Origin of the sequence: Cryobacterium sp. (genome assembly GCF_025463825.1) — a bacterium.
Taxonomy (GTDB): Bacteria; Actinomycetota; Actinomycetes; order Actinomycetales; family Microbacteriaceae; genus Cryobacterium.
Genome location: NZ_JAODBG010000099.1, coordinates 1 through 4,344 on the forward strand (window position 1 = coordinate 1; position 4,344 = coordinate 4,344).

The 4,344-nt window shown below is 67.7% G+C and carries 3 protein-coding genes; all 3 read left to right on the top strand.

What is annotated here, in order from left to right; all coding sequences use genetic code 11:
- Window positions 1-1,130, top strand: a 1,130-nt coding sequence (locus JWP54_RS12170; RefSeq protein WP_367274219.1) for an ABC transporter substrate-binding protein, incomplete at its 5' end; no start/stop codon positions are given.
- 92 nt (window positions 1,131-1,222) lie between these two features.
- The gene (locus tag JWP54_RS12175) at window positions 1,223-2,557 is read left to right on the top strand and encodes an aspartate aminotransferase family protein (protein WP_297372420.1); all 1,335 of its coding nucleotides are present in this window, start codon (window positions 1,223-1,225) and stop codon (window positions 2,555-2,557) included.
- 96 nt (window positions 2,558-2,653) lie between these two features.
- Window positions 2,654-4,153 (top strand): CoA-acylating methylmalonate-semialdehyde dehydrogenase, encoded by a 1,500-nt coding sequence (locus JWP54_RS12180; RefSeq protein ID WP_297372423.1) that lies wholly within the window; start codon window positions 2,654-2,656, stop codon window positions 4,151-4,153.
- Window positions 4,154-4,344 lie beyond the last annotated feature (191 nt).

The window sequence follows — 4,344 nt, forward strand, 5'->3', positions numbered from 1 at the left end:
TGGGCACGGTTGGCGCCGTCGCCGCGGCCAGCGCACTCGTTCTGACCGGATGCAGCGCCGGAAGCGACGCCGACCCGACCGAGGACTCCGCCAGCGGCGACCTCACTCCGGTCACCCTGCAGCTGCAGTGGGTGGCCCAGGCCCAGTTCGCCGGCTACTACGCGGCCGTCGACCAGGGGTATTACGAAGAGGAAGGCCTCGACGTGACCATCGCCGAGGGCGGGGCAGACATCGTGCCGCAGGACGTGCTCGCGTCCGGCGACGTCGACTACGCCATCTCCTGGGTGCCCAAGGTGCTCGGCTCCATCGAACAGGGCGCCAACATCACCAACGTGGCCCAGATCTTCGAACGCAGCGCGACCACCCAGATCTCGTTCACGGACAAGAACATCACCAGCCCGGCCGACCTGGCCGGCAGGAACGTGGGCAGCTGGGGCTACGGCAACGAGTGGGAGCTCTTCGCCGGCATGCAGAAAGCCGGCGTCGAGGTGGACGACATCAGCCTCGTGCAGCAGGCGTTCGACATGAACGCCTTCCTCGCCGGCGACATCGACGCGGCCCAGGCGATGACCTACAACGAGTACGCGCAGGTCCTGGAGACCATCAATCCCGACACCGGTGAGCTCTACCAGCCGGACGACCTCAACGTCATCGACTGGAACGACGAGGGCACCGCGATGCTTCAGGACGCCATCTGGGCCAACGCCGACAAGCTCGCCGACGACGAAGACTACGCGGAGCAGACCGTCGACTTCATCAAGGCGTCGATCAAGGGCTGGATCTACGCCGGCGAGAACCCCGAAGACGCCGCGACCATCGTGGCCGACGCCGGCTCGGCCCTGCCCGCCGGGCACCAGCTCTGGATGACCAACGAGGTCAGCAAACTGATCTTCCCGTCCGAGAACGGCGTCGGCCTGATCGACGAAGCCGCCTGGGCCAACACGGTCGACATCGCCATGAACACGAAGAACGAAACCGGTGGCACCATCATCACCACGGACCCGCCCGAGACGGCGTACTCCAACGAGTACGTGCAGAAGGCCCTGGCCGAACTCACCGAGGACGGCGTCGACGTGAAGGGTGCCGACTGGGCTCCGATCGAGGTCACCCTGAAGGAGGGTGGCGAGTAGTTGAACCGTGACCGGGCGGCGGCCCGCCGCCGCCGCCCGGTTCCCATCACCCCGCCGCTGTGCGGGGCAGACCGCGAAGGAACTGAAGCATCGTGACCGACACCAGCACCGACACCAGCACCGAGCTCGGCCTGAACGAACGCACCGCCCGGCTCGACAAGGACCACGTCTTCCACTCCTGGTCGGCCCAGGGCGCCCTCACCCCGCTCGTGATCGCCGGCGGCCTCGGCTGCCGCGTCTGGGACCACGAGGGACGTACCTACCTCGACTTCTCCAGCCAGCTCGTCAACGTGAACATCGGCCACCAGCATCCGGCCGTGGTCAGGGGCATCATCGACCAGGCCCAGCTGCTCACCACCATCGCCCCGGCCACCGCCAACCTCACCCGCGGCGAGGCCGCCAAACGCATCGTCGACCGGGCGCCGGCCGGCTTCAACAAGGTCTTCTTCACCAACGGCGGTGCGGATGCCAACGAGAACGCCATCCGGATGGCCCGCCTGCACACCGGGCGCGACACCGTGCTCTCCACCTACCGCTCGTACCACGGCAACACCGGCGCGGCCATCGTCGCGACCGGCGATTGGCGGCGCATCCCCAACGAATTCGCCCGCGGCCACGTGCATTTCTTCGGCCCCTACCTCTACCACAGCGAGTTCTGGGCGACGACGCCCGAACAGGAAAGCGAGCGGGCGCTGCACCACCTGGAGCGGGTCATCCAGAGCGAGGGCGCCACCTCGATCGCGGCCGTGCTGCTCGAATCCATCCCCGGCACCGCCGGCGTGCTGATGCCGCCGCCGGGCTACCTCGCCGGGGTGCGGGAGCTCTGCGACCGGTACGGCATCCTGCTGATCCTCGACGAGGTGATGGTGGGCTTCGGCCGCACCGGGCGCTGGTTCGCGTTCGAGGGCTCCGGGGTGGTGCCCGATCTGATCACCTTCGCCAAGGGCGTCAACTCCGGCTACGTCCCGGTCGGCGGTGTGATCATCTCAGACGCGATCGCCGCGGACTTCGACAGCACGGTATTCCCCGGCGGGCTCACCTACAGCGGGCATCCGTTGGCGATGGCCTCGATCGTGGCCGCGCTGGACGCCATGGAGGACGAGGGCATCGTCGCCAACGCCGCCCGGATCGGTGCCGAGGCGATCGGCCCCGGGCTGGAAGCACTGAAGGCCAAATACCCGATCATCGGGGAGGTGCGCGGTGAGGGCGTCTTCTGGGCGATCGAACTGGTGGCCGACCGACAGACCCGGCAGGCTGTGCCGGCCGCCGTGATGGGCAGGATCAAGGCCGAGCTGCTTGCCCGCAACCTGGTGCCGTTCGTGCAGGACAACCGCATCCACGTGGTGCCGCCCTGCGTGGTCACCGACTCCGAGGTCGCCGAAGCCCTCGCCATCTACGACGAGGTCCTGGCCCTCGACCTTCTCTGACCCCCACCCCCGATCGCTGGTCGAGCTTGCCGAGACCTCTTAACCGAATTTCGACAAGCTCGATCCACGGACCTCACCCCAAGAGAATCGACTGACATGACCGACCTTCCCGTCCTTCGCCACTGGATCGACGGCGCCATCGGCGCCGGCACCTCCACCCGCACCGCTCCCGTGTACAACCCGGCCACCGGCGCAGTGCAGCGCCTCGTGTCCCTGGCCTCCGCCGCCGATGTCGACACCGCCGTCGCCTCGGCCCAGGCCGCCTACCCCGGCTGGCGCGACGCCTCCATCGCCAAACGCCAGGCGGTGATGTTCACCTTCCGCGAGCTGCTCAACACCCGCAAGGGCGAACTCGCCGACATCCTCACCAACGAACACGGCAAGGTCACCTCCGACGCCCTCGGCGAGATCGCCCGCGGCCTCGAGGTCGTCGAGTTCGCGCTCGGCCTGCCGCACCTGGCCAAGGGCGAATTCTCCGAGAACGTCTCCACCGGCGTCGACGTCTACACGCTCCGGCAGCCGCTCGGCGTGGTCGGCATCATCAGCCCGTTCAACTTCCCCGCCATGGTGCCGCTCTGGTTCTTCCCCATCGCCATCGCCGCCGGCAACTGTGTTGTCCTCAAGCCCAGCGAGAAGGACCCGTCCGCCGCCAACTGGCTCGCGGCCCTGATGACCGAGGCCGGCCTGCCCGATGGTGTGCTCAACGTGGTGCACGGCGACAAGGAGGCCGTCGACGCCCTGCTGGTCAACCCCGACGTGCAGGCCATCTCGTTCGTCGGCTCCACCCCGATCGCCAAATACATCTACGAGACGGCAGCAGCCAACGGCAAGCGGGTGCAGGCCCTCGGCGGCGCCAAGAACCACATGCTGGTGCTGCCGGATGCGGACCTTGACCTGGCCGCGGACGCCGCGGTGAACGCCGGCTTCGGCTCGGCGGGGGAGCGGTGCATGGCCATCAGCGCGATCGTGGCGGTGGAACCCGTGGCCGACGAGCTCGTGGCCAAGATCGCCGAACGGGTCGCCGGTCTCACGGTGGGCGACGGCATGCGTGGCTGCGACATGGGTCCGCTGATCACCGAGGCGCACCGCGACAAGGTCGCCGGCTACGTCGACATTGCTCAGAAGGACGGCGCGGATGTGGTCATCGACGGCCGCGGCATCGAGGTGAACGGTGAGGCATCCGGTTTCTGGCTCGGCCCGACCCTGTTCGACAAGGTGAGCCTGGACTCGGCCGTCTACCAGGACGAGATCTTCGGCCCGGTGCTCAGCGTGCTGCGGGTGGCCAGCTACACCGACGGCGTGGCGATCATCAACGCCAGCCGGTACGGCAACGGCACCGCGATCTTCACCAACGACGGCGGCGCGGCCCGCCGGTTCCAGCACGAGGTGCAGGTGGGCATGGTCGGCATCAACGTGCCGATCCCGGTGCCAGTCGCGTACCACTCGTTCGGCGGCTGGAAGGACTCCCTCTTCGGCGACGCCAAGGCCTACGGCCCCGCCGGCATCAACTTCTACACCCGCGAGAAGGCCGTCACCGCGCGCTGGCTCGACCCCAGCCACGGCGGCATCAACCTGGGCTTCCCGCAGAACACCTAGCGGCCACGAGCGGGCCTGATGCATCGCACGCAAATAAGGAAATAGTGCGTTTACAAGGATGCTGTCGGCTGGGGTGACCCGCTCGTGCTGGACACTGTTCCTGATCATTTTATTAGGCCGCTGCCGGGGTGGTTGTGGTGGTGTGTAGCGTGCTGGTGAACTCGGTGAGGGCTTGGGTTGGTGTTTTGTAG